1 protein-coding gene and 3 pseudogenes are annotated in these 2773 nt (G+C 47.2%); 3 read left to right on the top strand and 1 reads right to left on the bottom strand.

What is annotated here, in order from left to right:
- The first annotated feature begins 197 nt into the window (after window positions 1-197).
- The 3 genes and pseudogenes from KKC1_RS15145 to KKC1_RS15135 all read left to right on the top strand — a co-directional run bounded on the left by KKC1_RS15145 (window position 198) and on the right by KKC1_RS15135 (window position 2370).
- Window positions 198-1356: pseudogene (locus KKC1_RS15145) on the top strand (transposase).
- A gap of 2 nt (window positions 1357-1358) precedes the next feature.
- Window positions 1359-2158 (top strand): annotated as a pseudogene (locus KKC1_RS15140) (ExeA family protein).
- On the top strand, window positions 2155-2370 hold the full coding sequence (locus KKC1_RS15135; protein WP_088555261.1) for a DUF5348 domain-containing protein: 216 nt from the start codon (window positions 2155-2157) through the stop codon (window positions 2368-2370). Before KKC1_RS15140 ends, KKC1_RS15135 begins: the two are co-directional and overlap by 4 nt.
- A 144-nt stretch (window positions 2371-2514) precedes the next feature.
- Here KKC1_RS15135 and KKC1_RS16945 read toward each other — a convergent pair.
- A pseudogene (locus KKC1_RS16945) lies at window positions 2515-2773 on the bottom strand (hypothetical protein); the annotation flags it as partial.

The following is a 2773-nucleotide window of genomic DNA, read 5'->3' as shown; positions in this document are numbered from 1 at the left end:
TTTCTTATTGTCTTTTTACATTTTGAAACAATAAAATTTCCAATTCAGGGTCTTGACATTTTACCGCGGGTCTAAGCCCGTTGAAAATATTTTTTTCGCTCCACAAACCTTTTGCGTGGTAAAGTTTCCCTGCCGAGTTTAAAATGTACTTTGAAAGGTTAACCGGTTAACCTCCAAGAAGAATGGAGGGATGATTTGTGGAAGAAAAGGATCGAGAAGCAATTGCCTTGTTCCGTTACGGGCTGATTGCGCCGGTTTTAAACGGCCAGGTTGCCTCCCAGAAGGAGTACCTGGAGGAAGTAACAGGAAAGAAACACCAGGTGCCCTACTACGGTCCTAGGGAGTTCACGCCCAAGACGTTGGCATGCTGGATTTTGGCTTACCGCCGGGAAGGCTTTGAAGGTCTAAAACCCAAACGTAGGTCCGACCGGGGCCGGTCCCGGAAATTGAGTGCTGAACAAGAGGAGTACCTGCTTTTCCTCAGAAAACAAAAGCGGGATGTACCGGCATCGGTTTTTTACGACCAACTGGTGGACAAGGGCGAGATCTTGCCCGGGGAAGTATCCTACGCTACCGTTTACCGGCTGTTGAAGAAGCATGGCCTCGTGGGGAAAGAAGTGGCCAAGACTCCGGAACGGAAACGGTTTGCCTATGATACCGTTAATACTCTCTGGCAGGGGGACATGTCGGTGGGACCGTACCTTTTTGCCCAGTTCTTTTTCTCGGAAAAGTTTGATTCTCTTAAAACGGTATTTAAATCAGAAGGGGTATTCCCAAAATGGTCGACAACGGTAAGATTTATCGCTCGCATACTTTTCATGTAGCCTGCGCCAGCCTCGGGATAACCCTTACCCATACCCAGCCCTATGACGCTCAGAGCAAAGGAAAGATTGAAAGGTTTTTGGTACGGTAAAGACGCGGTTCTTTCCCCTGCTTAAACTTAAACCGGCTGCTTCCCTGGAAGAATTAAACCGGCGGTTCTGGCAGTGGCTGGAGGAGGATTATCACCGTAAAGTGCACGCCTCTTTGGGAATGACACCCTTGGACAAGTATCTTTCCCAGGCCAGTACAGTACGCATGGTGGATGACCCGGCTACTCTTGAACCGTTGTTCTTAAAACGGGAGTACCGTAAGGTGAAACATGACGGCACTATCTCTGTGAACAAGAGACTTTATGAGGTCCCACCTCGCTTTATTGGCCACAAGATTGAGGTTCGTTTCGATGAGGACGGTGTTTATGTCTATGAGGACGGGGTGGCGGTGGTTAAAGCTGTACCAGTCAATTTTACGGACAATGCGTATGTGAAACGGGATGCACTCTCCTTTACCCGGATGCTTGACGGGAAAGAGGAGTAAGTATGTACCGGGCGTTTTACTCGCTTTCCTCCACACCCTTTGGCAAGGAAGTGAAGGCAAAGGATTCGTACCGTTCTACCGCCTTCTCAGAAACTGTGGCCCGGCTGGAATATCTTAAGAAAACCCGGGGTATGGGTGTGGTAGTCGGTGAACCGGGTGCGGGCAAGACTTTTGCTTTAAGGGCCTTTGCGGAAAGCCTGAACCCGTCACTTTTTAAGGTGATCTACTTCCCTCTGTCCATAGGGACGGTGATGGATTTCTACCGGGGCTTGGCCCTGGGGTTGGGGGAAGAGCCGGGTTTTCGTAAAATAGACCTCTTCCAACAGATCCAAAAGGCTGTCTATTCTTTGTTTCACCATAAGAAAATAACGCCGGTATTTATCCTGGATGAGATGCAGATGGCGCAAAACAAGTTCTTACATGACCTGGGGATTTTGTTTAATTTCAGCATGGACTCGGAAAATCCCTTTGTCTTAATTCTATCGGGATTACCACATCTCATGGACAGGCTTTCTCTCAACCAGAACCAACCCCTGGCCCAGAGGGTGGTGATGCGTTATAAGCTGGCTCCCTTAACCAAGGATGAGGTGAAAGAATATGTCAATCACCACTTAAAGCTGGCGGACGCCAAGCATGAGATTTTTTCCGCTAACGCTTTGGAAGCCATTGCCTCCAGGTCCAGGGGCTGGCCCAGGCTGGTTAACACTTGGCGGTTAATGCTTTGCTTTTGGGTTATCAATATAAGGCCGAAACCATTGATGAGGAGCTGGTCTATAAAGCAGCGGAGGAGACCGGCTTATGACTTTGAAACAGGGAATATTGTATTTTCGTGATGAATCTAGCAATTGGATTTTTGAAGATACCCATGGTAATGCTTATGCTCTTCATTGTGGTGAGGGGTTGGAGATTAAAATCAGCGGTCGTTACAGGCCCTGCAGGTTGGAGTTGGCAGAAGATTGGTATGTTGTTTTTCCTGAAGCTTCTTTATGTTTTAAAACAGGGAGTTTTGTATAGAGTAAGGTGTCTTTAGACAAACCTGGGAAGGCGACTCTTTGGAGTCGTCTTTCTTTTTCCCCAATTTAGCGTGATAATCTGCAAAATAATTCTTGCCGGGATAGATTAATTTGAATTTCTTTCACTTTGCAACGGATTTCAATGCTAAATGATTGTGAAAATCTCGGGAAATTTAATTCGCAAATTCACAGTATTGGTTCTAAGTACATACGTGCCGTCAAAGCGGGCTTCTTCGTTTATCCGGTCTTTATCAATCTGGACGGCACCATTTGAAACCGAAAGGAACTTTCGGTAAGCCGAGTTACTGATTAGGCCCTTTAGCCCACCGATCTTGAGCTTTTGTTCGAGGTGCTTAAGAACTTGCTGCCGCACCTGAGCATCCCTTTCGGCTTCCTGGGGGTTA

The organism is Calderihabitans maritimus, from assembly GCF_002207765.1.
Taxonomy (GTDB): domain Bacteria; phylum Bacillota; class KKC1; order Calderihabitantales; family Calderihabitantaceae; genus Calderihabitans; species Calderihabitans maritimus.
The sequence above is the reverse complement of the archived record's forward strand: the minus strand, read 5'-3'. Positions and strand labels throughout refer to the sequence as shown.

What these genes read in the sequence shown, in the direction of transcription:
- KKC1_RS15135 (WP_088555261.1), top strand. Translation starts at nt 2,155, where the DNA reads ATGACTTTGAAACAGGGAATATTGTATTTTCGTGATGAATCTAGCAAT.